Origin of the sequence: Neisseria sp. P0020.S003 (genome assembly GCF_051957095.1) — a bacterium.
Lineage (GTDB): Bacteria > Pseudomonadota > Gammaproteobacteria > Burkholderiales > Neisseriaceae > Neisseria > Neisseria subflava.
This window is the reverse complement of record NZ_JBQCWU010000006.1, coordinates 1-25,648: the sequence shown is the minus strand read 5'-3', so window position 1 is coordinate 25,648 and position 25,648 is coordinate 1. Positions and strand designations below refer to the sequence as shown.

The window sequence follows — 25,648 nt, the reverse complement described above, 5'->3', positions numbered from 1 at the left end:
TTCTTTTTTCGTATCAATCAATCCTAAGCCATGAATCCGACCAACTCTATCCTTTCCTCTGCCGCAGATGCGGCTATAGCGTTTTTCCGCCGCCACGAAGTACAGGGGGCATCCGTTATTGAACCTTATGTGGTTCGACTGTTTGCAGCCTTGCAAAACGGGCATTCGTTCATTTATTTGGATAAAGAGGATATCGATGCCTTAAGCAACTTGCCGAATTTGGTCGGTAATGCGGATAAACCGCTTATCCTGCAAGGCCGGAAATTGTTTTTAGGGCGAATGTGGCAGTTGGAACATGATTTGGCTGTTGAAATCAAACGGCTGGCCAGTGCAGAGGCGGAAGAAGTGAATTTCATGGCGGCTTCAAAAAGCCTGAGCGACTGGTTTGACACTAAAGACAGTAAAGAGCAACGGGATGCTGCTGCTTTGGCCTTGCTGCAAAACTTTATGCTGATTACAGGCGGGCCGGGTACGGGTAAGACGACGACCGTAGCAAAGCTTTTGGGTCTGATTTGTAATAACAGTATGAAGCTGCCCCGTATCGCTTTGGCGGCGCCGACGGGCAAAGCGGCTGCGCATATGGCACGGGCTTTGCAACGTGCTTTGGACGGTTTTGATTTGTCTCCGAGCATTAAAGCGCATTTGGAAAGCTTGGAAGGGCAGACTGTCCATCGATTGTTGAAACTGCGTCCGCCACAAATGCGCCCTGCGTTCAATCGTGAATATCCGCTCGCTTTGGATGTTTTGGTGGTGGATGAGGCGTCGATGTTGGATTTGCCGCTGGTGTTGGATTTGTTGCGTGCCGTGCCGACCGGCTGTCGTCTGGTGTTGCTTGGCGATGAAAACCAGTTGCCGTCGGTTGGATTGGGGGCCGTGTTGGCGGCATTATCGCGTCCGACAGCTTTGGATAAAGAAACCGCTGAAAAGTTGGAAGTGTACCTGCCCGATCATGATTTTGAGATTAAAGGGCAGCCACAAGCTTTATCGCAAAACAATGCCAAATTGACATTCAGCCACCGTTTTGGTGCAGACAGCGGTATCGGCTGTTTGGCAAGGGCGGTGGTGTCCGGGGAAAAGCAAACTGCGGTTGAACAGTTTGACAAGTTCCCCAAAGAATTGGAAATGAAATCAGGCCGTCTGAAAGAGCAGGTTGCCTTGCTGTATCAAAAGCAACAGGATTATTGGCAGGCCGTGGCGGAGAATAATGTTGCACTCGCCTATGGTTATGCGGCCGATGTGGTGGTATTGGCGGCTTGGCGGCAGGATGCTGATGATTTGAATCAGGCTTATCAAGAATACTTGCAACGGCAAGGCAAGGTTTCGGGCGAAACGCCTTGGTTTGCCGGACAAATCATCATGATTACGCACAATGATTATATGTTGGAAGTGTTTAACGGCGACATCGGGCTGATTATGCCGGATAAAGAATCGTTGAATGGCTTGTCTGCATATTTTCCTGAGAAAGATGGATTCAAAAAAATTGCTATCAGCCGTTTGCCCGATTTTGAATCGGCTTTTGCCATGACGGTGCATAAGAGCCAAGGTTCGGAATATCGGGAAGTATGGCTGTTGCCGCCGTCAGTACCTGCAACGACGGAGAGTGAAGAAGAGGCCCGAGGTTTGGATAAGGCTTTGCTTTACACGGCCATTACCCGTGCGCGTGAACGTTTTGTATTTTGGGGAAATGCGGAGGAATTATGTAAAGCTGTGGAATGCCATCAAAAACGCAGGACGGCATTGGCCGATGCCTTGAAATGGCAGTTTGAACAGCCTGATGAGTAGGCTTCCGTTTGACCTGAATCAAGAGGCCGTCTGAAAGAGGATAAAGCGTTTAAATCTGCTTGACTGATTACACTAATTTACATACGATAAAAATAATTAGTAAATAAAATGAATGATTTATACAAAATTCATAATGTTGTACGCTTTATCGAATACTTCACTTTCAATACCTTCTTTTGGAGAGTCGGCATGAAATTTCAAACCAAACTGATTGCAACCTGTATTTTATTGGCATCAGCGTCTTATTCATTGGCAGAAAATGCTGATGGCGGACATGATGCGGCGGCTTTGGTCACCACCAACGATTACGTCAATTCCGGCAGTATCATTCGCAAAGATGACGATAAAATCAGCATTTTCAATGATTTGTTGACTGTGAATGGTGGCTTGCGCGTACGTGCGGATACCAAAAACATCAATGCCAACAACAGCAGCATCAATCCTACGCCTGAAGATACCAATGCCAACTTCAATGCGGAGTTTTGGTTACGCGCAAAACTGTATAAAGATTGGAAATTGGTGGCGCAAATCGAGCCGAATATCGATTTGGAAACCGGTAAGTTCAACGGCGATCATGATGTGCCGGTTAATAAACTGTATGCCGAAGGCACCTTGTACAACAACATTAAAGCGCGTGTCGGTAAATTTGGCGCGTTCTCTTCATACGGCCGCGTATGGGATGCCGAAGTAACCGGCGGCGAAATCTTCTTCGACAATAAAACCCTGCCGACCAAAATTTATGCAGGCCGCCGTACTGGCAATCTGAACGACAACGCATGGGGCATTGGCGGCCGCCGCAGACATTTTGCTGCGGTGCAAAGCATGTTGCCTGTGAATGAGAATATCAACGTCGGCGCAACCGTCAGCTACATGAAAGACATCGATGTACGCGGTGCGAAGAAAAATGCGGTCTTCGGAGAAATCGGTACGGACATCAAGTTTACTGACGATTGGCATTGGATGGCCGCAGTCAGCAAGTCCAATATCAAGGCCTATAATGATGCCGGACAAAAAATCAAAAATGATGGCGTGTTCACTGAAGTACGCTATAAATTGGCCGACTGGAATGTCCGCAATTCTTACGATGTATTCTTGAACTACCGCCGTGTCGGTTCGTTGTCCGGTGTCTCTTCTGTTGAGGATTACAGCAAAAACGTCCAAGGCGTGCAAATCGGTGCGACCTATATTCCTTGGAAAAACTGGAAATTCAAAGGCTTCTATTTGGCCGGCAAACAGGTTACGCCTACCGTCGGCACGGATAAGCAGGACGTAAACGTTATTCGTGGTCAGTTAGAATATAAATTTTAATCATCACAAAAAAAACAGGCAGGGTGTCCTGCCTGTTTTTGGTTTTCAGACGGCATGGATATAGGGCCGTCTGAAACAATGGATGAAACGCTTTACCAGCTATCGCGCTTCATACGGTCAAGCTGGCGGCGGTCGCGTTTGGTTGGGCGACCGTCCGGATAAGCGGCACTGATGCGGCTGGCTTGGTCGAGTTGTTTTTGAGCCTCGCGTTCGGCAGCCGTTTTCATGTCTTCTTCGTAGAGTAAACGCGCTTCCGGTGCCGGGCGGCGTTGATGATTGAGCGCGGCAACTTTGAATTTGTAGGGTAGGGAGTTCAAAGTCATGTCGATGGTGTCGCCGGCAGAAATATTTTTGCTGTTTTTCACTTTTGAGCCGTTTACCAAAACCCTGCCCAGCTCAATATGTTTTTGTGCCAGCGCACGGGTCTTGAAAAAGCGCGCGGCCCACAGCCATTTGTCCAAGCGCATGGACGAATTGTCATGATCGTTTTTCATAGCCTGTTTGAAATGATTGAACTGAATTGAAGTTTATCATAATATACGGCACTTCATGCGTTTAGTGCAGATATACTATTTCTTTGTTAAAGGCCGTCTGAAAGATTTTTTATTGCAAAAGATGGCAGTTTCCCTTTGAGAAATGCTGTCAAATACGTCTGATTAGCGTATCATGTCAGCAACCGTTACCGAGAGCTTTGTTTTATGAAACCTGTTTTTTTGGACTTCGAACAACCCATCGCCGAATTAACCAATAAAATTGACGAGTTGCGATTCGTACAAGACGAATCTGCCGTTGATATTTCCGACGAGATTGCCAGACTGAAAAAGAAAAGCAGCGAGTTGACCAAGTCAATTTTCAGCAAGCTGACTCCGGCTCAAATTTCACAAGTATCCCGCCATCCGCAACGTCCTTATACTTTGGACTACATCAACGGTATTTTTACCGATTTTGAAGAGTTGCACGGCGACCGCCATTATTCTGACGATCATGCCATTGTCGGTGGTTTGGCGCGTTTCAATGGCCAAAGCGTGATGGTTATCGGCCATCAGAAAGGTCGCGATACTAAAGAAAAAATCCGCCGCAATTTCGGTATGCCGCGTCCTGAGGGTTACCGTAAAGCACTGCGCTTGATGCAGACTGCCGAAAAATTCAATATCCCGGTCATGACCTTTGTCGATACTCCGGGCGCGTATCCGGGCATTGGCGCAGAAGAACGCGGCCAGTCTGAAGCCATCGGCCGTAATTTGTACGAACTGACCCGTCTGCATGTGCCGGTATTGTGCACCATCATTGGCGAAGGTGGTTCAGGTGGCGCGTTGGCAGTGGCTGTCGGCGACTACGTCAATATGCTGCAATACTCGACTTATTCGGTGATTTCTCCCGAAGGTTGTGCCTCTATTCTTTGGAAAACTGCTGAAAAAGCAGCAGATGCCGCGCAAGCATTGGGTATTACCGCCAAACGCCTGCAAGAGTTGGATCTCATCGATAAAGTAATTGATGAGCCTTTGGGCGGCGCACACCGTGATTTTGAAACCACGATGAAAAACGTCAAAACCGTTTTGGAACAGCAATTAAGCGAAGCGCAAAGCATGACCATGCCTGACTTGCTTTCTCGCCGTTTCGACCGCATCATGGCTTACGGTAAATTTACCGATAAATAAGTTTGACTGCTGAAAAAGCAAGCAGATGGTCGCTGCTTGCTTTTTTTGTGTTCTATTTTTGAGTAATTCACAATTTCAGGCCGTCTGAAATGTCGCAACTATCCCCTGATTCCCTATTTAAAAGTTTTCACGCAGCTTTTCCTGATTTGCCGAGCCATACTGTTGTTGAAGTTGGTTTGAGTGGCGGATTGGATTCTGTCGTCCTGCTGCATCTTTTGCACCGGACGCGTGAATTTCACCATTTTGATTTGCGTGCCGTCCATGTTCATCATGGTTTAAGCACTAATGCCGACAGTTGGGCAAAATTTTGTCAGGATTATTGTCGGGGTTTGAATGTGACCTTGCGCGTGTGCCGTGTCAATGTGGAAAAACAAGGAAAAGGTTTGGAGGCAGCGGCCAGGGCTGCCCGATATCAGGCATTTTCAGACGGCCTTAAGAAAATTATTGTTTTGGCCCATCACCGCAATGATCAAATCGAAACATTTATGTTGTCGGCTGTGCGAGGGGGTGGATTGCGCGGTATGGCGGCCATGCCGGTATGGCGTGATTTAAATGAAGAGATTCAAATTTGGCGGCCGCTTTTGGCATTTTCCCGTCAGGAACTGGCTGAGTATGCGCAACAATGGGGATTATCTTTTGTTGAAGACGAAAGTAATGAAGACTCCGGCTATTTACGCAATTGGATGAGAAATCAGGCTTTACCGCAATGGCAGCAGCGTATCCCGAATTTTGAGCAGCAAATTTGTGCCAATGTTCGATTATTGCAGGAAGATTTGCAGCTTTTAGATGAATTGATTGAGTCTGAATACCAGCACATCAGTCCAAACGGAATATTCAGCATCAGTCTATGGCGGCAGTGTACCCCGCTTTTGCGTCGTCGGCTGCTTTGGTATTTTTTGCGAAAGCAAACGGAATCATTGCCTTCTTATCACAGCATTGCCGATTTTGCCCGAGTATTGGAAACCGCTGATCAGGCGCAGTTGAATTTGCCAGATGGGGAACTGGTCGCATATCGGGATAAGCTGTTTGTTTGTCAGGAAAGTGAGTTTCAAAAACTGCCTTGGTGTAATGGCAGGGAAGTTCGAGGCCGTCTGAAAGATATTTTGCTCGAAAATGGTTTTGTTTTATTACCGTTTAAGGGAGGTTTGTCAGAAGAGGAGTTGGAGAAGCAGGCAGTACTTAGAAGTATGGCCAAAGGTGATGTGATTCAGTCGGGACAAAGGGAAAAATCAATCGAAAAACTATTGCAAGAGTGCCATATTGTGCCACTCGTCCGTAAATATTGGCCGATTATCCTAAGTATGGGCAACAAGTGCCTTGCTGTTATTAATCTTCGGGTGGGAAGCGATGTTCAAATAGGGGAAGGCTATCTGCCTGTTCATGAAAAGTTAGCTAAATATATAGTAGAAAAGTAAAGAGACTAACTTTAAATTTAATAAGTATTAGTAATTTAACTACTTGTGCTAAGTGTAGATATAATATGCAATATAGCTTATATTAGAGTATCTATACGAATAAACTTTTGCGATTAAATGTAATCTTGTGGAACTATTTCAAAGCGATGCTGTCTTTATTGTGCACAGCACGCTTTACTATTTTTTGGTTTAAAGCAGTAAAACGATTAAAGGTTGGGTATGAACGATCGCCAAATAGATCAAGTTTTGGTGGAGCGCGCGCAGAAAGGTGACCATAAGGCATTCGAGATGCTGATGTCCAAGTATCAGCGTCGGCTAAACAGACTGATTTCCCGTTTTATTCAGGATGAGCATGAAGTGCACGATGTAACCCAAGAGGCAATGATTAGGGCTTATCATGCGCTGGTTAATTTTCGTGGTGAGAGTGCATTTTATACATGGCTGTACCGTATCGGTATCAATACGGCAAAGAATTTTCTGACTACTTCGGGTCGCCAGTTTTTTGTCAGCTCGGAAGCAGCCAATGAGGAGGGAGATGTTCTTGATTTAACCGATCAGATTGCGGATTACCATACGCCGGAAGCTGAAATGATGAATCGGGAAATCTTGCAGACCGTCGAAGCAAGCATTGCGCAACTGCCAGACGATATGCGCCAAGCCATTACGCTTAGGGAAATGGATGGCTTGTCTTATGAAGAAATAGCTCGGGTAGTGGATTGTCCGATAGGTACTGTACGTTCGCGTATTTTCAGAGCGCGTGAACTGATTGCAAAAGATTTGCGGCCGCTGTTGGATACTTCTGAAGATCAAAGGTGGTAATAAAAATGAATGACAAAACAAATAAAGCATTGGAGTATGTGTCTGCATTGATGGACGGTGAAGCATTGACTGATGAGATGCTGGATGCCGTATTGGCAGACGAGGAGGCCTTGCGCGCTTGGCATGAGTACCACATTATCGGCGACTGTATCCGTCAGGGTGCGGCAGCGAGTGTTATCGGTGAAACCATGCAAAGCAAAGCATTTACAGTGCCTCAAACCGAGGCTGAAGGCAAACAGGAAAAATATGCTCAGCGTGAAGCGGCCAATAGCGGCTTCTTCAAATTCTTTGCGGACGCTGCCAGCGTGTGTGCGATTGCTGTTGCAGTATGGCAATTTACACCGCAAACTTCTCGTGACGCTATGCCGGTTGCAGAGAAGTCTAATGTTCAGCCAGCCCAAAATATTATTCCGGTAAGCGGTACGCCTAGTGATAAAGCAGCTTCAGATTTGCGGCCGCTGTTGGATACTTCTGAAGATCAAAGGTGGTAATAAAAATGAATGACAAAACAAATAAAGCATTGGAGTATGTGTCTGCATTGATGGACGGTGAAGCATTGACTGATGAGATGCTGGATGCCGTATTGGCAGACGAGGAGGCCTTGCGCGCTTGGCATGAGTACCACATTATCGGCGACTGTATCCGTCAGGGTGCGGCAGCGAGTGTTATCGGTGAAACCATGCAAAGCAAAGCATTTACAGTGCCTCAAACCGAGGCTGAAGGCAAACAGGAAAAATATGCTCAGCGTGAAGCGGCCAATAGCGGCTTCTTCAAATTCTTTGCGGACGCTGCCAGCGTGTGTGCGATTGCTGTTGCAGTATGGCAATTTACACCGCAAACTTCTCGTGACGCTATGCCGGTTGCAGAGAAGTCTAATGTTCAGCCAGCCCAAAATATTATTCCGGTAAGCGGTACGCCTAGTGATAAAGCAGCTTCCGAGCCTGGCGAAACTGTTGTGCCAAATGCGGCAAAAGACGGCAAAATTGAAAACCGTCCGACTGTCCGTACCGAGCAGCAAAATGAGCAGCAGACAGTTGTGCAGTAAAAAATGAAATCATGTAAAACCCTTGCTTCATTGTAAGGGTTTTTTATTTTCTAAGTAAAACCATCAGGCCGTCTGAAAGCATAGCTTCAAGGAAGTTAAAACAGTTATAATGCGCTCCATGAAACTGATTACCTCTGCTCAAAACGAACAGCTCAAACATTTATTCCGTTTGCTGACGCAGGCCAAAGCAAGGCGTGAAAGCGGTGAAACCGTATTGGAAGGCGTACATCTGCTGCAAACTTATTTGCAAAGCGGCGGTACGCCCAAACAGGTTTACTTGCCTGAAAAGAAACAGCAACATCTTGAAATTCAAGAAATTACGGCGCAGTTGGACGAGGGATTGATTACTTGGGTCGGTAACGAAGCACTGTCTAAAATCACCAGTCTGACCGATGCCGATGATGTGATGACTTGGATTGATATTCCGCAGCAGGCAGGTTTGCCTTCAGACGGCGATTGCGTAGTATTGGAGCGGGTACAAGACCCCGGCAATGCAGGCACGATTTTGCGCAGCGCGGCGGCAGCCGGAATCAGGCAAATCGTGTGCGGCAATGATTCCGTGGATATCTGGTCGCCCAAAGTGTTGCGAGCGGGGATGGGTGCGCATTTTCTGCTGTCTATTTTCAATCGAGTGGAATTATCCGCTTGGATGGAAACGTATCAGCATCAAATTTGGGCAACTGCCTTGGGCGGTCGCAATATCGGTTTGTATGAGATGGACCTCAGTCAATCTTGTGCTTGGGTGTTTGGCAACGAAGGCAGCGGCGTGAGCGAAACGGTAAAAGAGAAGGCTGATGCCTGTGTCAAAATCCCCATGTTGGGGCAAACCGAATCCTTGAATGTCGCGATGGCGGCAACGGTTTGTCTGTTTGAACAAATGCGGCAGCGTATCCATGCCTAGGCCGTCTGAAAACAATAATACGATTTTATTTTAAGGAACAAAAATGCAAATACTGACTTTTGATGAAGCGGCACGCAGCCGCTTGATGGAATTGCTGGATGATAAATCTGAAGCCCATGACACCATGCGTTGTGATGAGGTTCAAGGTTTTATGATGGCTCTATTGAGCGGTCCGGATGCTTTGAATCCGACCAACTGGCTGCCAGAGATTTTGGGTGAGGAATCTTTGTTTGATGCCAAAGAGCGCACCGAAATCGAACGTTTGGTCATGGCAATGGCCGCCGATATGCGCATGAAGCTCAACGAAAAAATCCTGCCTGATCTGTGGTTTTATGAAGATGAAGCCGGTAATCCGGATTTCTACACTTGGTGTAATGCCTACCTTTACGCACTGGATATTGTGCCTACCGATTGGTTTGAAGCAGTCGAACAGGAAGAATTTGAAGATTTGTTCTATCCGATTATGGCTTTGGGTGGTATCTATGATGATGAGGAAAACGGCGAAGTCATCTTGCATCTGAATGAAAAAGAGCTGACCCAGCTGGAATCTGATTTGCCACATGTCCTGCTGGATATTTACTGGTACTGGCAGGCCATCATCAATAAGCCGCAAACCGTACGCCGTGAAGGCGAAAAAGTGGGGCGTAACGATCCTTGCCCGTGTGGCAGCGGTAAAAAGTACAAAGCTTGCTGCGGCAAATAATCAATGAAATAAAAAGGCCGTCTGAATACTTGAAATTCAGACGGCCTTTAATATTTTTTATTTAGAAGAATGAGGCTAACCAAACAAACAGGATGGTCAGTGCGATGGTCAATGCGCAGCCGATTTTGGCTACGGTACCGATAATGAAGCCGATAAACGTACCGATACCGACTTTGCCTGCCTGCCAAGTGTCTTTGCGTGCAATAAATTCGCCGATGGCCGCGCCGGTCAACGGGCCGAGCAACAAGCCGGGAATAGAGAAGAATGCGCCGACGATGCCGCCGATAAATGCACCCCAAACCGCGGTTTTACTTGCGCCGGTATATTTTGCACCCAATGCACCCGCCACATAATCCATTGCAGTACCGAATACGGCAACAATGGCCAAAAAGGTCAGCGTACCCGAGCCAAACACTTGATAATCGCCGGCATAACCCAACAGCCATGCGCCGCCAAACATCAAACCCAGTCCGGGCAAGGCAGGGTAAATAGTGCCTAAAATGCCGACAACAATGGCGATTAAACCGAGGATAATCAGAATGGTGGTCATGGTTTTCCTTTTGATAGAGGGGTGGATAATGGCGGTATTATGAGGGCGTTTTGCCGGATTGCGATAAAGGTTTATGCAAGAAAATGAAAATATGCCTAAATATTCAGACGGCCTTTCAGTCAATAGCTACCGAAAGGCCGTCTGAATGTCTAAACGCGGTTACATACCGCAGGTTTTGGGTTTGTTTGCCAAAATATTGATGACTTTGCGTTCGGTTTTTTGCGGTTCGATTTTAATTTCGCTTTCGTCTTCTTCGCTGCCGTCGGAGAAACGTTCCGGCATTTTTTCGCTGTCAAACGCCAAGTCGCCGCCGTGTTTCAGGCTTTGACCGCGTTCCAAGCCGACAAAGTCGAAAAGTTCGGTATCGGCCAAATGCGATGGAACGACGTTTTGTAGAGCGGAGAACATAGACTCGATACGGCCGGGGAAGCGTTTGTCCCAGTCGCGCAACATATCACCGATGACTTGGCGTTGCAGGTTGGGCTGCGAGCCGCAAAGGTTGCACGGGATAATCGGGAATTGCTTCAGTTCGGCGTATTTGATCAAATCTTTTTCTTTCACATACGCCAGCGGGCGGATGACGATGTGTTCGCCGTTGTCGCTCACCAGCTTGGGCGGCATGGCTTTGAGTTTGCCGCCGTAAAACATATTCAGGAACATAGTAGCAAGGATGTCGTCGCGGTGGTGCCCCAATGCGATTTTGGTGCAGCCCAATTCTTTTGCAGTGCGATAGAGAATACCGCGGCGCAAACGGCTGCACAGCGAACAAGTCGTTTTACCTTCTTCCAATACACGCTTGACGGTGGAGTAGGTGTCTTCTTCAACGATTTTGTACGGCACGCCTATGCTTTCGAGATAGGTCGGCAGCACTTCTTCAGGGAAGCCCGGCTGTTTTTGGTCGAGATTGACGGCGACCAGTTCAAAATCAATCGGCGCGCTGGCTTGAAGCTGGCGCAGAATGTCTAAAAGGGCGTAGCTGTCTTTGCCGCCTGAGAGGCAGACCATGATTTTGTCGCCCGGCTCGATCATATTGAAATCGTTAATGGCATCACCGACGGCGTGGCGCAGGCGTTTGCTGAGTTTGTTGTTTTCTAATTCTTGCTTGGTTTTTTTGGACATGGCTGTTTGTGCTTTGAAATAATAGAAAAATTTAAGGGCGGTATTGTACCGCAAAAGAATAAAGGCCGTCTGAAAAACTGCGAGTGCTTGATTGAAGCGGCGTTTTCAGACGGCCTGATATTTGTGCTTTATTTGATTTGAAGGGCGGTAATTTTGATTTCAACCTTCCAGTCGGGCGAAGCCAGTTTCGCCTCCACGCAGGCGCGGGCCGGAGCGCGTTCAGGAGCTGTCCATGCATCCCAGGCTTCGTTCATAGCGGCGTAGTCGTTCATATCGGGCAGATAGATGGTGGCTTCTAAAATATGGGCTTTGTCGGATTGGCATTGTGCGAGCCATGAATCGATTTGCGCCAAAACATTTTCAGTTTGCGCTTTGGCATCGGCTTCAGGATTTTCGGGAACCATGCCGGAGAGGAAAACCAAGCCGTTGGCTACGACGGCTTCCGAATAGCGTTTGCTTGCACCAAGATAGCGGATATCCATGTTGTCTCCTGATTTCAAAAAGAAGGTATGGTAACATTGCGACTGTTTACGTTCCACATTTAAGAGAGGCCGTCTGAAAAGGATGGCGGGAAACAACCCATGAGTAAAGCAGAATATCCGGTTACGCAGGCAGTACGCTTTTTACGCAGTAAGAAAATCGATTTTGTCCCTTATGTTTACGCATATGAAGAACACGGCGGTACGGCGCGTTTTGCCGAATGTGCGGGCAAGCCCGAGCATCAAGTCATCAAAACGATTGTCTTGCAGGATGAGCATAAAAAAGGCTTGGTTGTTTTGATGCACGGCGACAAACATATTTCCACCCGCAATCTGGCGCGTGAACTGGGCTTGAAACACATCGAGCCGGCAACGGCGGATCAGGCGGCGAAATGGACAGGCTATTTAGTCGGCGGTACGTCGCCATTCGGTATGAAAACCGCGTTGCCGGTTTATGTGGAAGAAAGTATTTGGGCTTTAGACGAGATTTTTATCAATGGCGGCAAACGAGGGTTTATCGTGGGCATGAAGCCTGAAAACCTGCGGACGCTCAATCCGCAAGATGTTCATGTTGCAGTGGACGCGTAAAGGAGGGAAATACAGATGGAACAAGTAAATTTATACGAAATCTTGGGGGTGTCTCAGGATGCGGATATTAACGTTATCCGCGAGGCTTACGGCAAATTGGTGGCCAATCCGGATATTCAGAAAGATGCGGAGCGGTTTAAAGCCATCGGACAGGCGTTTGAAGTATTGTCTCATCCGGAAAAACGTCTGGCTTATGATGCGGCTATGCAGTACGAGCGTCAGGAAACCAATACCAACAACTTCACTGATATGGAGACAAATGTGGTCAATGCACCCAGCTCTGACGTGAAAAACTATGTTTTTATCGCTTATGTGACATATGCTGTGGGCTTATTGATTTTGTTTACCCCCGTTGTCGGTGTGATCATGGCGTATGTTAAACGCGATGAGGCTCAAGGCAGTATTTACGCCAGCCATATCGATTATTTGATTAAGACATTTTGGGTGTCTTTAGTAGGTACGGTTTTGGGCACTTTTACTACACTGATCTTAATTGGTTGGCTGATTTTGTTGGTAACTGCCATTTGGTTTATTTACCGTGTAGTCATCGGACTGATTAAACTGAATGAAGATAAGCCCGTCTCCACTCAAGGATGGTTTTAAAGCATGGCATATTTATTGGCAAGTATTGTTTGCAGCGTGTTGGTTTCCGTATTACTGAAGGTGGCACGCAAACAAAAAATCAATATCGAGCAGGCGGTGGCGGTGAACTACATCGTTGCCGTCACTTTGACCATGCTGGTGTTAAAGCCTGATTTGAGCAATCCGCAGGTATTTTTACCGACGTGGTGGCTTTTTGCGGCCTTGGGCATTTTGCTGCCAACCGTATTTGTCATTATGGGTAAATCCGTAGATGCGGCAGGTATCGTCAAATCAGATGCGGCGCAACGCCTCTCGCTGTTTTTACCCATTGTTGCTTCGTTTACGCTGTTTCATGAGCAGTTGACCGAAGGCCGTCTGATTGGTTTGGTATTGGCATTTACGGCACTGTTTTTCTTGCTTTGGAAAAGCGATGGCGGCAAGAAATCCGGCGGCTTCAGCACGCAAGTGATGCTGCTTTTAGGCGTTTGGTGCGGCTATGGCATCGTTGATATTTTGTTCAAACAAGTGGCCAAAAGCGGTACCGCGTTTGCCGGTAATTTGCTGGTGGCGTTTTGTTTGGCCGGTATCTTGATGTTTGGCTACCTGTTTGCCAAAGGAAGCAAATGGACCAAAGAGGGCATAGTGGGCGGTATGATTTTAGGCTGCCTGAACTTTTTGAATATTGTTACCTACATCTCGGCACACCAAATCATGAAAGATAATCCGACTTTGGTATTTGCCGGTATGAATATTGGCGTGATTGTTTTGGGTACGCTGATTGGTGCGGCAATATTTAAGGAAAAAATCAGCAGCATTAATGCAGCCGGTATCAGCATTGCTATTTGCTCGATAGCCTGCCTGTTTTACTGGCCTCAGATTCGCAGCTTGGTAGGTTAAAAATACTTATGCCGTCTGAAAGTTTTCAGACGGCCTTATTTTTATTATAAAATAGCCATTCATGCGCCGATTTGTCCGTATGGAAATTAATTTGCGCTTACGGGCGTTTCTATGTTAAACAAAGAAGTTGAACTCACACAATAATATCGATAGTTACATCATGAAACATATTCAAAAACACATTCAATGCGCCGTTCTCGGCATGCTGGTATTGTCCGGTTGTCAATCTTATCAGGAAGATCAAAGCCGCCGCAGCAAAATGGCTCAATTCGCGCTGAACCATCCCGTAGCCGCCCAAGTTATCGGCATGGAAGACGAAGGTTTAATCAATATGACCAGCAATGCGGCACGTTTTGCCGAGCGTTCAGGTCTGGACGATAAAGCAAACGGCGACAGCAGGGGGACGCAAGTCAATGCTGTACGTCAAGCATTGTGGCAGGCGGCGATTGCTTCCAAATTCGACAGCATTATTGCAGAAAAAGCAGGGAATGCGCGTTTGACGGATATGGAGTTGCGAGAAGGTAAAGACGACTACTTCAGCCGTTACCTTGCCGACCAAGCGGTCGATCAGCGCAATAACCGTATCGGCCGCAGTATCGGCAGTGCCAAGCCTGACAGTGATATGAAAACTTTGGCGGCAAGCATTTTGTTCTACTACAACAAAGTAGGCTTGTGGACGGCTTCCGAAGTGAAAAACCGTTGGCACATCAAACAGGAAAAACTTTCAGACGGCCAGTATGCCGAGGCATTGAAAAATATCGCCAAATTGGATCAAAACGGCATGACCGAACAGGAACGTAGCGGTTATAAAACCGATACACTCAACGAAATCAAGCGTTCGGTTAAGGCCATGCGTCAAGTCGAAGACTGATTTTAAGACTTCATCATTTAAAGGCAATTATTATGAATTTCCCTCCGCGTTATGTCTCAAACACCCGTATGCGCCGTATGCGTAAAGACGATTTTTCACGTCGCCTGATGCGCGAGCATACTTTGACGGCAGATGATTTGATCTATCCGGTTTTTGTATTGGAAGGCCAGAATCAGGAAGAGGCAGTCCCATCCATGCCGGGTGTCAAACGCCAAAGTTTGGACAAATTGTTGTTTACCGCTGAAGAAGCGCTGAATCTCGGCATTCCTATGCTGGCTTTGTTTCCCGTGGTAACACAAAACAAAACCGAGCTTGCGGAGGAAGCTTATAACCCTGAAGGCTTGGTGCCGACAGTAGTACGAACTCTGCGCGAGAAATTCCCAGAGTTGGGTATCATGACCGACGTTGCCTTGGACCCTTATACCATTCACGGCCAAGACGGTTTAACCGATGAAAATGGCTATGTCCTCAACGATGAAACCATTGAAGTTTTGGTAAAACAGGCTTTGTGTCATGCAGATGCGGGCGCACAAGTCATTGCCCCATCAGATATGATGGACGGACGTATTCTTGCCATCCGCGAAGCTTTGGAAGATGCCGGACATATCCATACGCGCATCATGGCGTATTCGGCAAAATATGCTTCAGCATTCTACGGCCCGTTCCGCGACGCCGTCGGCAGCTCCGGAAATTTGGGCAAGGCAGACAAGAAAACCTACCAAATGGATCCTGCAAACACTAACGAAGCCTTGCACGAAGTAGCATTGGATATTCAAGAGGGCGCAGACATGGTAATGGTAAAACCGGGTCTACCGTATCTGGATGTCGTCCGCCGAGTTAAAGATGAGTTTGGCGTACCGACTTATGCCTACCAAGTTTCCGGCGAATATGCCATGCTTCAGGCAGCCATTCAAAACGGTTGGCTTGATGGCGAAAAAACCATTTTGGAAAGCCTGTTGGCATTCAAACGCGCCGGCGCCGATGGCATTTTGACTTATTATGCGATTGAAGCGGCAAAATTGTTGAAGAAGTAAAATAAAGAAATAAATCAAAAAGCGGCAAACAGTGTTTATCCTGTTTTGCCGCTTTTTTGTATTACTTAAAATTGACTCAATAGAGCCCGACTAAGGTTTATTTTTTTAAATCTAAAAAATCTTGTATAGTCATTTTGACCAAATAAAGGCCGTCTGAAAAATCAGGGAACTGTTTTTTCAGACGGCCTTATATAATTTAAACCTTAGTGATGGCTGCAACCGCCGTGGGTTTCACGCAAAGCTTCGGCTGCTTGCTCGTCTGCGTGGTAGCTGGAGCGAACCATTGCGCCGATGGCGGCATTGGTAAAGCCCAATTCGTATGCTTCTTTTTCAAAAACTTTGAATTGGTCAGGCGTTACATAGCGCAAGACGGGCAGGTGGCCGTCTGAAGGTTGCAGATATTGGCCGATGGTAATCATCTCGATATTGTTGGCACGCATATCGCGCATGATTTCGCGCACGTCCTCGTCTGTTTCGCCCAAGCCGACCATGATGCCGGATTTGGTCGGAATATGGGGCATCATTTCTTTATAGCGACGCAGAAGCTCGAGGGAGTGTTGGTAGTTGGCACCCGGACGGGCTTTTTTATACAGGCTTGGATGGGTTTCCAGGTTGTGGTTCATGACGTCAGGCGGCGTTTCTGCCAAAATTTCCAGTGCAATGTCTAGACGGCCGCGGAAATCGGGAACGAGGATTTCGATTTTGGTATTCGGACTGGTTTCGCGGATGGCTTTAATGCAGTCGGCGAAATGTTGTGCGCCACCATCACGCAGGTCGTCACGGTCGACGGAAGTGATCACGACATAGCGCAGGTTCATGGATTTGACGGATTCGGCCAAGTGTTTAGGCTCGTCAGGATCCAACATGTTGGGGCGGCCATGGCCAACGTCGCAGAACGGGCAGCGGCGGGTACAAATATCGCCCATGATCATGAATGTGGCCGTACCCTTGGTAAAGCATTCGCTGATATTTGGACAAGATGCTTCTTCGCACACGGTATGCATTTTTTGTTCGCGAAGAATGTTTTTGATTTCAAAGAATTTCTTGCCCGGTAATTTGGCGCGGATCCATTCGGGCTTTTTCAATTTTTGTTCCAATGGAACAACTTTAATCGGAATGCGTGCAGTTTTGTCTGCGCCTTTCAGTTTGATGCCGCGTTTGGGATCGTTTTTTACTTCTTCACTCATGGTGATGTGTTCTTTCTGTCGTTATAAAGGCCGTCTGAAAAGCTTATCGTAGTCTTTATGACCTAAGGGCTTGTGGGTTCAGAGGGGCAGTTAAAAGATGGCGTTGGGGGCGAATATTTTCAGACGGCCTTATGCCAGCTCTTTTTGTAAATGCTTGGTCAGTTTGTCTGAAACTTCTGCCAAACTAGGTGCCGGAGAGACATAGTCGGCAATTTGGGTCATTTCCATACCGGCATAACCGCAGGGGTTGATATGGGTAAACGGACTTAAATCCATGTTCACATTAAGCGCCAAACCGTGGTAAACGGATCCGTCTTTGATACGCAGGCCAAGGGAAGCGATTTTACGCTCTCCGACATAAACGCCGGGGCGTTTGGGATCGGCAGCTGCTTCGATGCCATATTCTGCCAAGGTGGCGATGATGCTGTTTTCAAGTGCGGAAACGATGTGGCGGACACTGGTTTTACGGCGTTTGAAATTGATCATCGTATAGACGACCAGTTGGCCGGGGCCGTGATAGGTAATTTGACCGCCTCTGTCGATTTGGACAACGGGAATATCGTCGCGGATGAGGAGGTGTTCGGGCTTGCCGGCCAAGCCTTGGGTAAATACGGGCGGATGTTCAACCACCCATAATTCGTCTTCGGTATTTTCGTCACGCGAGGCATTAAATGCCTTCATGGCTTCGAAAGTCGGCAGGTAATCGACCAAGCCTTTGTGCACGATTTTCATTACAGCACCACTTTTACCAATTCGTGTGCAGTCAGGTCGCGGTAGATATTGTCGAGCTGTTCTTGGTTGTCGACATTTACTTTGACGGTTGCGCCGGTGTAGTTGCCTTTGCTGCTTGGGCGCGTAGTGATGTGGTGCGGCTCGGTATCGGGAGCGTGTTTGCGCACGGTTTCCAAGATGGCGGATTCAAATTCGGGATGAACTACGCCCATAACTTTCAAGGGGAAAGTGCAGGGGAATTCAATCAGTGATTTTTTTTCAGTTGAGTCTGTCATGGTTTACTGCCTTGTTTGGTTTGCTTGGGCCGTCTGAGAAGTTTTCAGACGGCCCGAAATCCGATATATTTTATCGTAAACGTCCATATCGGGCTATTAAAAATGATGTTTTCGAAAATAGGTGCGGATAAGCTGTTTTCAAGTCTTGAAATGCAGCGCTTCAGCCCAATTTTGAGCTACATTCTGATTTAACAATGATTGAGATTTCTAACTATGCCGACAAAAGACAAATATTTCGAGGAATACAGTGCGCTGGCTACCTTGCCTTTACGCGATGTCGTGGTGTATCCGCATATGGTATTGCCGCTGTTCGTCGGTCGTCCTAAATCGATTGCGGCCCTTGAGGCGGCAATGGCCAATGATGATCCGGTTTTCCTGTTGGCCCAGCTTGACCCTAATACAGAAGATCCTAAAGCTGAAGACTTGCACCAAACCGGTACAGTCGCCCAAGTTTTGCAGGTTTTGAAGCTGCCTGACGGTACGGTTAAAGTATTGGTAGAAGGCATTCGTCGTGCGCGTGCGTTGACGGTTGATGAAACAGGCGGATTGTTTTTGTCTCATGTTGAGGCGATTGATGAGAATAGCGACAAGGACAATCCTGAAATTGAGGCCTTGCGCCGTACTCTGCTGACTCAATTTGAGCAATATGCGAAGTTGAACAAAAAAATCCCTGCCGAAGTCATCAGCACCATCAGCAGTATTGATGACAACAGCCGCCTTGCAGATACCATTGCCGCGCATTTGCAGCTGAAATTGGAGCAGCGTCAATATGTATTGGAGACTGCCGGCATTGTTGACCGTTTGGAATTTCTGCTGGCGCAGTTGGAAGCCGAACTCGACATCATGCAGGTCGAGAAACGTATCCGTGGCCGTGTGAAACGTCAAATGGAAAAATCCCAACGCGAGTATTACTTGAATGAGCAAGTGAAAGCGATTCAGAAAGAGTTGGGCGAAGAAGACGAGCGCGGCGAGCTGGATGCGCTGGAAAACAAAATCAAAGAAGCAGGCATGAGCAAAGAGGCTGAAGAAAAATGTCTGTCTGAATTGAAAAAACTGAAAATGATGCCGCCGATGTCTGCGGAATCTACCGTCGTGCGCAACTATATTGATACTTTGCTTGAGTTGCCGTGGAAGAAAAAATCCCGTGTCAGCAAAGATATTGCCAAAGCTGATTTGATTTTGAATGCCGACCACTATGGTTTGGAAAAAGTCAAAGAGCGCATTTTGGAATATTTGGCTGTTCAAAAACGTATGGACAAGCTCAAAGGCCCGATTTTGTGTTTGGTTGGTCCTCCGGGGGTGGGTAAAACTTCCTTGGGTGAATCGATTGCCAAAGCCACAGGCCGCCAATATGTGCGTATGGCCTTGGGCGGCGTGCGTGATGAAAGCGAAATCCGCGGCCACCGCCGTACTTATATCGGCTCTATGCCGGGCAAAATCCTGCAAAACATGGTGAAAGCAGGTGTGAAAAATCCATTATTCCTGCTTGATGAAATCGACAAGATGGGTAGCGATTTCCGCGGCGATCCGGCCAGTGCATTGCTTGAGGTGCTGGATCCTGAGCAAAACAACAAGTTTGCCGACCACTATGCCGAAGTCGATTATGATTTGAGCGATGTGATGTTTATTGCCACTTCAAACAGCTTGAATATCCCGACTCCGCTGCTTGACCGTATGGAAATCATCCGTCTGTCCGGTTATACGGAAGACGAAAAAATCAATATTGCCATGCAATACCTTGTGCCGAAACAAATGAAGCGCAATGGTGTGAAAGAGGGTGAGTTGGTGGTTGATGAGAGTGCAGTGCGCGATATTATCCGTTACTACACTCGCGAGGCCGGTGTCCGCTCGTTGGATCGCGAAATTGCCAAAATCTGCCGCAAAGTGGTAATGCAGGTTACCTTGAATGAGGACAAGAAAAAAGCGTCCAAATCCAAAACAGTAAGCAAGGCCAAGCCTAAAGCGATTAAAGTTACTGAGAAAAATCTGCATGACTATTTGGGCGTGCGCCGTTTCGACTATGGTGTAGCCGAAAGTGAAAACCGCATCGGTCAGGTAACCGGTCTGGCTTGGACTGAAGTCGGTGGCGAGTTGTTGACTGTTGAGGCGGTTGCCTTGCCGGGCAAAGGTACGATTCAATGTACCGGCCAACTGGGCGATGTCATGAAAGAATCGGTATCTGCCGCATGGTCGGTTGTCCGCTCCCGTGCTGAAGCCGTGGGTCTGGCTCCTGATTTTTACGAGAAGAAAGACATTCACGTTCATGTACCTGAAGGTGCGACGCCAAAAGATGGTCCGAGCGCAGGTATCGCCATGACTTTGGCGATGGTTTCTGCCTTTACCAAAATTCCGGTGCGTGCGGACGTGGCGATGACTGGCGAAATCACTTTGCGTGGCGAAGTTTTGCCTATCGGCGGTTTGAAAGAAAAACTGCTGGCTGCTTTGCGCGGCGGGATCAAGCATGTATTGATTCCAAAAGACAACGTCAAAGATTTGGAAGAAATCCCTGAAAATGTCAAAACCGGTCTGACCATTCATCCGGTCAAATGGATTGATGAAGTGTTGGCTTTGGGCTTGGAAACTCAGCCTGAGCAATGGGCAGCTGAATTGACGGTTGCCGAGACCCCGCAAACTTCTAAGGCGAAGTCAAGGACAAAAGCAACCAAGCATTAAGTTGGCCGTCTGATGTTGCAAAAAATGTGGTTTTGCCCTGAATGCCACAAAAATAGGGCAATTCCACATCTTTTACTTGACATGATAATTTGAGAATTGCTATAAAGTGCATATGTGCTTTAAAAGTGCTTAAGCCCCGAGTATTCGGGCATTTCATCATTTTTTACGATAGGAAGGGACTAATTGTGAACAAGTCTGAATTGATCGAAGCAATTGCTCAAGAAGCCGGCATTTCCAAATCTGCTGCGCAAAAAGCTTTGGATGCTACTACTAATGCCGTAACCAACGCGTTGAAAAACGGCGACACTGTTACTCTGGTCGGTTTCGGTACTTTCTACGTCGGCGAACGCGCCGAACGTCAAGGCCGCAACCCTAAAACTGGCGAGCCTTTGACTATTGCTGCTGCTAAAACTCCTAAATTCCGTGCCGGTAAAGCATTGAAAGACGCTCTGTAATTTAGAGTCTTTCCCTGAATGGGAATAAAAAACCGATTTGATTCGGTTTTTTATTTTGAAGGCCGTCTGAAACCTTTCAGACGGCCTTTAGTTTGTTGAGTGCATAAAAAGGCTGAAATCCTAATGATAAAAGGATTTCAGCCTTTTTAGTTTATCTTGTTACATTTGATTTTTATATTGATATACCTTATCATTAACGGAAACACAGTATTCAAAACAAACCGCACTTATCGAAAGAAGGGGCAAATAGCCATTCATAACCAATCTTTCAAATGTGCCACGCACTCGTCATACTTCTCACATTTTTTCAATAATCTGATTTTAAAACAAATGAAAAGAGAGGCTTATGTCTACCATTCCTTTATCAAGCCTTAAAAAAGGCGCAGTCGTACATATTGATTCCATTGCTCCCAACCCTGTTTTTGGTGATTTGGATACCTTGGTAACCCGTCGTCTTTCGGATTTGGGTTTTTCCAGCGGAATGCCGTTGCAAGTGATTGCCGTGGGCGGTTTTGGAAGAGGACCGTTTGCAGTACGCTTGGGCAATCAATCCCAATTTTCCCTGCGTTTGGAAGAGGCCGGGAAGATTATGTGTCGTATCGTTGAGGCCGTTTAAGGCCGTCTGAAAGAATAAGGAAAAATGATGGAACTAAGCTATTTTGCCTTGATTGGCGCGCCAAACTGCGGCAAAACCGTTTTGTTCAACGGTTTGACCGGCGCACATGCCAAGGTTGCCAATTATCCGGGCGTAACTGTCGATAAGCGCGAGGGCGCCTTCCTCGACGACGAGGCCGTCCGCATTATCGACCTGCCGGGCACATACAGCCTACGCACGACCAGCCCCGACGAAGCGGTGGCGAAAGATGTAATGGTAGGCAAGATGGGCATTCCGCCCGATGCCATTATTGCCGTTGCCGACGCGACCAACCTGCGTATGACCCTGCGCATGATTTTGGAACTGAAAACGCTGGGACTGCCTATGGTGGTGTCGCTGAATTTGAGCGACGTGGCCCGCAAAAGGGGCTTGAATATCGACGCGGCCAAACTGAGCGAGTTGTTGGATGCACCTGTTTTGGAAACAGTTGCAGTGAGCGCGTCGGGCGTACAGGCTGTACGCGAAGCCGTGGCGAAGCTGCCGCGCAAACGCTCTTTCCCCGCAAACCCCGCCTCTGCCGAACGCACGCTCGATGCGCTGGATAGCGACAAACTTTATCAAGAAGTCGAATCGATTTTGGCACAAGTGGTACGCACCCAGATGACGCTGCCCGCATGGCACAAAAAACTCGACGACATCGTGCTGCACCCCGTCTGGGGCATGATTATGCTGCTGGTGATCCTGTTTATGGTGTTCCAAGCGGTTTACACTTGGGCGGCGCCGATTATGGATGCCATCGAAGGCGGCTTTGCTGCGCTGGGCGAATGGATAGGCGCCAACATGGAGCCGGGCATCCTCAACGACTTGCTCGTCAACGGCGTCATTGCCGGTTTGGGCAGCGTGTTGGTGTTCCTGCCTCAGATTACGATTTTGTTTGCCTTTATCCTGCTTTTGGAAGACTCGGGCTATCTGCCGCGTGCAGCCTTCCTGTTGGATAACATCATGGCGAAAAGCGGTTTGTCCGGCCGTTCGTTTATTCCCCTTTTGTCCAGCTTTGCCTGTGCCGTTCCTGCCGTGATGTCGGCGCGAACCATTAACGACCCGCGCGAACGCCTTGTTACCATTGCGGTTGCGCCGTTGCTGACTTGTTCCGCACGTTTGCCGGTGTATGCGCTGATTATCGCCGCCGTCATTCCTGACCGTACAGTGGGCGGTATTTTCAACCTGCAAGGCCTGACACTGTTTATTCTTTATATCGCAGGCATCCTGTCGGCTGCATTGGCGGCATATATCATGAAACGCTTGGCGCGAATGAAAGGCAACGTGCAACAATTCCCACTCTTGATGGAATTGCCGACTTTCCGTACGCCTAACTTTAAACACATCATGACTAGTCTGTGGGATAGGGTAAAAGCCTTCCTGAAACGCGCGGGTACCATCATTTTTGCGTTGGCCGTGGTTCTGTGGGGCTTGGTAAGCTGGCCGCAACCGCCTGAAGGCGCAACCGGTGCAGCCATCGATTACAGCTTGGCAGGTACGCTTGGTCATGCTATTCAGCCGTTGTTTGCACCTTTGGGCTTTACTTGGGAAATGTGTATCGCCATGATTCCGGGTATTGCCGCGCGCGAAGTAGTTGTCGCCGCTTTGGGTACCGTTTACGCCGTCAGCGCGTCGTCTGAAGATGCGGTACAAAACGCACTGATTCCTATCGTACACAACAACTGGGGATTGCCGACTGCCTTTGCTTTCTTGGCTTGGTATGTATATGCTCCGATGTGTGCCGCGACTTTGACCGTAATTAAACGCGAAACCAAATCCACGAAAAATATGCTTATGATTACAGGCTATTTGTTCCTGATGGCTTATTTTGCCGCATTCGTGGTTTACCAAATTTCTTCAAGGATACTATCGTCATGACTCAATATATTATCGTCGGCTTGATTATGCTCGCCTGCGTATTCTTCCTCTTGCGAAAATTCGTATTCAAACCTAAAAAACGTGACTGCAGCAGCGGCTGCGGCAAATGCGGCGGTTGCGGTTAAATAGAGGGTTAGGTAAAAGTAAAAGGGCCGTCTGAAATGGTTTCAGACGGCCTTTTTGTATGTTTAAACTATGGGTCAATCATTGTTGCAGGGCTTTCTAAGATTATGTGACAAAATGCTTAAACTGTCTTTTTTCTTGGGAAAAGGATACAAGTGATTAAAAATATCAATGTTCCTCCTACGAAATCAATCAAATGGTGTTGATAGACAAATAAGACTGAAATGGCGAGTAAAAATCCCCATATACCAAAAAATGATTTTAAGAATTTGGATTTGAATTCTCTACAATAAACCTCAGTCGAAAGAAAAGCGAAACTCACATGTAATGACGGGCATTGATTAAAACTACTGTCCAATTTTCCCAAAATATAAAAGAAGGATTTTAAAATTTGGTTATCGACTTCAGGCTTGGGACAATAAAATTTCATAGGAAATATTACAAATAGAGCAGTAGAAACTCCGATTAAAAAGGTTGCTCTTTTTATCAGTAATTTCAGACTGCTTTCGTTCTTTTCCAAAAATATAGTGACCAAGAAGAAAAACGGTGACGTCATATAAGGCAACATAAATATGGGCAAGAAAGGAATATTCCTTTCCCAGTCTATAAAATATGAAGGCACATTATCGACTGTATATGTATAAAATTCAGCTCCCTTTTAAAAAACGATAAAAAATATTGATATAAAAATTGTATATTTAATCTTTAGTTTCGATAGCTTATCCACTTACCGATTTTCTCCATCCATGATTCCAATATAATTAAAATCGTAAAAGTTCATCACACTATCATATATATCAGTGATATGGAATATGTCGCACTGTCTCTAATATTTTGTCGGATGGTTATCTCATCTATGGTTTCAGACGGCCTCGAAAGGTGGATTGTAAAAAAAAGCGCAAAATTACAGATTGGGTATGATATTGAAGTGAATCTTTCAGTAGTCTCATGATTTATTGAACGGGAAGCCTGAAATGTCCGGTGATGGTGTAGCGGTAGAGGACGTCGTCTTCACGGGTTTCCGAACCGATATTATGGATAATCAGTGGCCTATCGCCGATTTTTCGATCGGAGACAATGCCGATATGGGGACGGTTTCCTTTTAGTTCCCAAGTTACAATATCGCCAGCTTGATAGTTTGTATCTTGAACGGCCCAGCCTTGACGCGTGAAATAAGTCATTAGGTTAGGGACACGGCGGTGGTCGATATTGGTATCAGGTTGTTTCAAACCCCAGCGTTTAGGATAGACGGAAAAGTTGCGGCTCATGTCCTGATGAACAAGCTCTTGCAAATCTATATTTTGCTCACGCAATGCACGGATGACCACGTCTGTGCAAACGCCTTTTTCCATCGGTACATCGCCCATCGGATAAGTGAGCTTCGTGTAAGCCGGGTCGTAACGAAGGGTTTTACCAATTTGATTTCGTGCAGATTGGACAATTTGCGGAGATGGTTCTTCGGGTTCGGTAATCTCCTGTTGTAGGAAATCGGTATTAATACTTGGGATAGAGTTGTGATGACGGGCAAAAAATACAGCTGTTGTAATCAGAAGGATAGAAAGCACAATACTGATAACTATGGGCTTAAAGGCTGTTTTGTGTTTCATGATATATACACGGCTTAGATGTTGTTTGCATTATTATCAAATTTTTGGGTGGGTTGGCAATGCATAATGGAAAAATGGTCTTTAGCAAGTATGTATGGGTAAATAATATGTAGAAACTAGTAGCGTTGTTTACAGTATTTCCAGGAGAATACTGAAATATGAACATGCACAAAAACACCCGTCTCACCCCTCACCACCGCCAAGCCATTTGGCTGGCCTACACGCAGGGGAAGGAAAGCGTCACCTCCCTGGCACGCCGCTACCAAGTCAGCCGCGTCACCATTTACCGCGCACTTAAAGCCGCAAGGGGCAGACTGCTCAAACCCCAAACCA

Annotated in this window: 29 protein-coding genes; 20 read left to right on the top strand and 9 right to left on the bottom strand. The window is 47.0% G+C overall.

Going from position 1 to position 25,648, the window contains the following annotated elements; all coding sequences use genetic code 11:
• Positions 1 to 30 precede the first annotated feature (30 nt).
• Together recD and ACTHTQ_RS05175 are read left to right on the top strand one after the other, a co-directional pair.
• Entirely contained in the window at positions 31 to 1,782 is a 1,752-nt protein-coding gene (recD, locus tag ACTHTQ_RS05180; RefSeq protein ID WP_440363297.1) for an exodeoxyribonuclease V subunit alpha, read from the top strand.
• Positions 1,783 to 1,971: 189 nt separating this feature from the next.
• Entirely contained in the window at positions 1,972 to 3,090 is a 1,119-nt protein-coding gene (locus ACTHTQ_RS05175) for a hypothetical protein (RefSeq protein WP_440363348.1), read from the top strand.
• Between the two features lie 92 nt (positions 3,091 to 3,182).
• On the opposite strand, the gene ACTHTQ_RS05170 is transcribed toward ACTHTQ_RS05175, so the two are convergent.
• The gene (locus tag ACTHTQ_RS05170) at positions 3,183 to 3,584 is read right to left on the bottom strand and encodes an RNA-binding S4 domain-containing protein (protein ID WP_003679090.1); all 402 of its coding nucleotides are present in this window, start codon (positions 3,582 to 3,584) and stop codon (positions 3,183 to 3,185) included.
• A gap of 204 nt (positions 3,585 to 3,788) precedes the next feature.
• Between ACTHTQ_RS05170 and ACTHTQ_RS05165 the strand changes: the two genes are divergently transcribed.
• From ACTHTQ_RS05165 to ACTHTQ_RS05135, 7 genes are all read left to right on the top strand, one after another.
• Complete coding sequence (locus ACTHTQ_RS05165; protein WP_308186639.1) at positions 3,789 to 4,748, top strand: acetyl-CoA carboxylase carboxyltransferase subunit alpha; 960 nt, start codon at positions 3,789 to 3,791, stop codon at positions 4,746 to 4,748.
• 89 nt (positions 4,749 to 4,837) lie between these two features.
• Complete coding sequence (gene tilS / locus ACTHTQ_RS05160) at positions 4,838 to 6,163, top strand: tRNA lysidine(34) synthetase TilS (protein WP_440363296.1); 1,326 nt, start codon at positions 4,838 to 4,840, stop codon at positions 6,161 to 6,163.
• Between the two features lie 219 nt (positions 6,164 to 6,382).
• Positions 6,383 to 6,982: an RNA polymerase sigma factor RpoE gene (gene rpoE / locus ACTHTQ_RS05155; RefSeq protein WP_440363295.1), complete on the top strand. Its 600-nt coding sequence runs from the start codon at positions 6,383 to 6,385 to the stop codon at positions 6,980 to 6,982.
• A 5-nt stretch (positions 6,983 to 6,987) separates the two neighbouring features.
• Positions 6,988 to 7,473 (top strand): sigma-E factor negative regulatory protein, encoded by a 486-nt coding sequence (locus ACTHTQ_RS05150; protein WP_440363294.1) that lies wholly within the window; start codon positions 6,988 to 6,990, stop codon positions 7,471 to 7,473.
• Between the two features lie 5 nt (positions 7,474 to 7,478).
• Complete coding sequence (locus ACTHTQ_RS05145) at positions 7,479 to 8,027, top strand: sigma-E factor negative regulatory protein (RefSeq protein WP_440363293.1); 549 nt, start codon at positions 7,479 to 7,481, stop codon at positions 8,025 to 8,027.
• Between the two features lie 118 nt (positions 8,028 to 8,145).
• Positions 8,146 to 8,928, top strand: coding sequence for a TrmH family RNA methyltransferase (locus ACTHTQ_RS05140; protein ID WP_036472392.1), 783 nt, complete (start codon positions 8,146 to 8,148; stop codon positions 8,926 to 8,928).
• Between the two features lie 43 nt (positions 8,929 to 8,971).
• Positions 8,972 to 9,631 (top strand): UPF0149 family protein, encoded by a 660-nt coding sequence (locus ACTHTQ_RS05135; protein WP_440363292.1) that lies wholly within the window; start codon positions 8,972 to 8,974, stop codon positions 9,629 to 9,631.
• Positions 9,632 to 9,692: 61 nt separating this feature from the next.
• Here ACTHTQ_RS05135 and ACTHTQ_RS05130 read toward each other — a convergent pair whose 3' ends face one another.
• From ACTHTQ_RS05130 to ACTHTQ_RS05120, 3 genes are all read right to left on the bottom strand, one after another.
• A complete protein-coding gene (locus tag ACTHTQ_RS05130; RefSeq protein ID WP_036472395.1) occupies positions 9,693 to 10,181 on the bottom strand; it encodes a DUF456 domain-containing protein in 489 nt (162 codons plus the stop codon).
• A 159-nt stretch (positions 10,182 to 10,340) separates the two neighbouring features.
• Positions 10,341 to 11,300 (bottom strand): tRNA 2-thiocytidine(32) synthetase TtcA, encoded by a 960-nt coding sequence (gene ttcA / locus ACTHTQ_RS05125; protein ID WP_003683461.1) that lies wholly within the window; start codon positions 11,298 to 11,300, stop codon positions 10,341 to 10,343.
• Positions 11,301 to 11,428: 128 nt separating this feature from the next.
• Positions 11,429 to 11,782: a RidA family protein gene (locus tag ACTHTQ_RS05120; protein WP_003683286.1), complete on the bottom strand. Its 354-nt coding sequence runs from the start codon at positions 11,780 to 11,782 to the stop codon at positions 11,429 to 11,431.
• 99 nt (positions 11,783 to 11,881) lie between these two features.
• On the opposite strand from ACTHTQ_RS05120, the gene ACTHTQ_RS05115 reads away from it, so the two are divergent.
• The 5 genes from ACTHTQ_RS05115 to hemB all read left to right on the top strand — a co-directional run bounded on the left by ACTHTQ_RS05115 (position 11,882) and on the right by hemB (position 15,751).
• A complete protein-coding gene (locus ACTHTQ_RS05115) occupies positions 11,882 to 12,367 on the top strand; it encodes an aminoacyl-tRNA deacylase (RefSeq protein ID WP_049323178.1) in 486 nt (161 codons plus the stop codon).
• Between the two features lie 15 nt (positions 12,368 to 12,382).
• On the top strand, positions 12,383 to 12,970 hold the full coding sequence (locus tag ACTHTQ_RS05110; protein WP_440363291.1) for a DnaJ domain-containing protein: 588 nt from the start codon (positions 12,383 to 12,385) through the stop codon (positions 12,968 to 12,970).
• 3 nt (positions 12,971 to 12,973) lie between these two features.
• A complete protein-coding gene (locus tag ACTHTQ_RS05105; protein WP_440363290.1) occupies positions 12,974 to 13,846 on the top strand; it encodes an EamA/RhaT family transporter in 873 nt (290 codons plus the stop codon).
• Positions 13,847 to 14,006: 160 nt separating this feature from the next.
• Entirely contained in the window at positions 14,007 to 14,717 is a 711-nt protein-coding gene (locus ACTHTQ_RS05100; protein WP_049329594.1) for a DUF6973 domain-containing protein, read from the top strand.
• Between the two features lie 32 nt (positions 14,718 to 14,749).
• On the top strand, positions 14,750 to 15,751 hold the full coding sequence (hemB, locus tag ACTHTQ_RS05095) for a porphobilinogen synthase (RefSeq protein ID WP_440363289.1): 1,002 nt from the start codon (positions 14,750 to 14,752) through the stop codon (positions 15,749 to 15,751).
• A gap of 203 nt (positions 15,752 to 15,954) precedes the next feature.
• On the opposite strand, the gene lipA is transcribed toward hemB, so the two are convergent.
• The 3 genes from lipA to ACTHTQ_RS05080 form a co-directional block, all read right to left on the bottom strand.
• The gene (lipA, locus tag ACTHTQ_RS05090) at positions 15,955 to 16,938 is read right to left on the bottom strand and encodes a lipoyl synthase (protein WP_003683323.1); all 984 of its coding nucleotides are present in this window, start codon (positions 16,936 to 16,938) and stop codon (positions 15,955 to 15,957) included.
• 129 nt (positions 16,939 to 17,067) lie between these two features.
• Positions 17,068 to 17,670 carry a lipoyl(octanoyl) transferase LipB gene (lipB, locus tag ACTHTQ_RS05085; RefSeq protein WP_049352317.1) on the bottom strand — a complete coding sequence of 201 codons (603 nt, stop codon included), beginning with the start codon at positions 17,668 to 17,670 and terminating at the stop codon, positions 17,068 to 17,070.
• A complete protein-coding gene (locus tag ACTHTQ_RS05080; RefSeq protein ID WP_250600624.1) occupies positions 17,670 to 17,945 on the bottom strand; it encodes an HP0495 family protein in 276 nt (91 codons plus the stop codon). The genes lipB and ACTHTQ_RS05080 overlap by 1 nt, the downstream gene beginning before the upstream one ends.
• Positions 17,946 to 18,158: 213 nt before the next feature.
• Between ACTHTQ_RS05080 and lon the strand changes: the two genes are divergently transcribed.
• From lon to ACTHTQ_RS05055, 5 genes are all read left to right on the top strand, one after another.
• Positions 18,159 to 20,618, top strand: a complete 2,460-nt coding sequence (gene lon, locus ACTHTQ_RS05075) for an endopeptidase La (protein ID WP_440363288.1) — start codon at positions 18,159 to 18,161, stop codon at positions 20,616 to 20,618.
• 185 nt (positions 20,619 to 20,803) lie between these two features.
• Positions 20,804 to 21,073: an HU family DNA-binding protein gene (locus tag ACTHTQ_RS05070; RefSeq protein ID WP_003683413.1), complete on the top strand. Its 270-nt coding sequence runs from the start codon at positions 20,804 to 20,806 to the stop codon at positions 21,071 to 21,073.
• A gap of 346 nt (positions 21,074 to 21,419) precedes the next feature.
• A complete protein-coding gene (locus tag ACTHTQ_RS05065; RefSeq protein ID WP_049349822.1) occupies positions 21,420 to 21,689 on the top strand; it encodes a FeoA family protein in 270 nt (89 codons plus the stop codon).
• Between the two features lie 27 nt (positions 21,690 to 21,716).
• Positions 21,717 to 23,585 carry a ferrous iron transporter B gene (feoB, locus tag ACTHTQ_RS05060; protein WP_440363347.1) on the top strand — a complete coding sequence of 623 codons (1,869 nt, stop codon included), beginning with the start codon at positions 21,717 to 21,719 and terminating at the stop codon, positions 23,583 to 23,585.
• Entirely contained in the window at positions 23,582 to 23,710 is a 129-nt protein-coding gene (locus tag ACTHTQ_RS05055) for a FeoB-associated Cys-rich membrane protein (protein WP_003683546.1), read from the top strand. The genes feoB and ACTHTQ_RS05055 overlap by 4 nt, the downstream gene beginning before the upstream one ends.
• 119 nt (positions 23,711 to 23,829) lie before the next feature.
• Here ACTHTQ_RS05055 and ACTHTQ_RS05050 read toward each other — a convergent pair whose 3' ends face one another.
• Entirely contained in the window at positions 23,830 to 24,138 is a 309-nt protein-coding gene (locus ACTHTQ_RS05050; RefSeq protein WP_440363346.1) for a phosphatase PAP2 family protein, read from the bottom strand.
• A gap of 523 nt (positions 24,139 to 24,661) precedes the next feature.
• The gene (locus tag ACTHTQ_RS05045) at positions 24,662 to 25,315 is read right to left on the bottom strand and encodes a DUF1287 domain-containing protein (protein WP_440363287.1); all 654 of its coding nucleotides are present in this window, start codon (positions 25,313 to 25,315) and stop codon (positions 24,662 to 24,664) included.
• A 158-nt stretch (positions 25,316 to 25,473) separates the two neighbouring features.
• Here ACTHTQ_RS05045 and ACTHTQ_RS05040 point away from each other — a divergent pair.
• A partial coding sequence (locus ACTHTQ_RS05040) for a helix-turn-helix domain-containing protein (protein ID WP_308112322.1) occupies positions 25,474 to 25,648 on the top strand: 175 nt, incomplete at its 3' end.